This window comes from Priestia sp. P5_B4, assembly GCF_056400385.1.
This window is the reverse complement of sequence record NZ_JBFULJ010001190.1, coordinates 1-932: the sequence shown is the minus strand read 5'-3', so window position 1 is coordinate 932 and position 932 is coordinate 1. Positions and strand designations below refer to the sequence as shown.

General features: G+C 37.9%; 1 protein-coding gene. It reads right to left on the bottom strand.

Annotated elements, in window-relative coordinates; translation table 11 throughout:
• Positions 1-71: 71 nt before the first annotated feature.
• The coding region (locus AC1DRF_RS29850; RefSeq protein ID WP_477742552.1) for a dicarboxylate/amino acid:cation symporter at positions 72-932 on the bottom strand (861 nt) is incomplete at its 5' end.

Below are 932 nucleotides of genomic sequence, written 5' to 3'. Positions count from 1 at the left end.
TGATTTTCTTTGTTTAAACAAGCTAACACTTCTTTCTCACTATCGTGTTTTTAAATGATGAAGAGGTATTGTTATTTACCCTCGGCATTAAAATGAAATGACTTCTCAGATTTTGCGATGACGACAGTAGCTAAAGAGTTTCCTACGACATTTAATGCTGAACGGCCCATGTCTACAAAGAAATCAACTGCTAATAACAAAGCGACTCCTTCGGCAGGTAAACCAATTTCTTTTGCGGCAGCCATCAGCACAACGATAACAGCTGAAGGGACGCCTGCTAATCCTTTCGTCATAAGCATTAATAAACCAATAATCACAATAATTTGTTCAAGACTAAGAGGTAGGTTATATACATTGGCAAGAAAAATAATTGCTACACTGATATAGATGCTAGCTCCATCTAGATTAAAAGAGTAGCCGGTTGGTAATACAAACGAAGTTACAGAACGTGACACTCCGAACTTTTCTAATCGATGAATGAGCAGCGGCATAGAAGCTTCTGAACTGCGCGTTGTAAACGTTAATAAAATTAAATCCGCCGTTCTTTTTAACAGTTCTTTATAAGGGATACGGAAAATAAGCGCGATAATTGGAAACACCACAAATGCCGTAATAGCAAAAGATAAATACGTAATACCTACAAATTGACCTAAAGAAAGCAAGCTGCCAATCCCGTATTTAGCCACGCTAAAAGAAATAAATCCAAATACGCCAACTGGGGCAAATGATACCGCGTATTCAACTACTTTGAACATCGCTTGTAACCATGCTTCAAAGAATGTAATAACCGGTTTGGCTTTCTCCTCAAGTGATGTAAGAGCTAATCCTACAAAAATGCCAAAGAAAATAATCGGCAACAGCTTTCCTTGCGCCATTGCTTCTACGATATTACTTGGAATAATACTTAAGAAAAACTCTCCAAAGTCGATGCC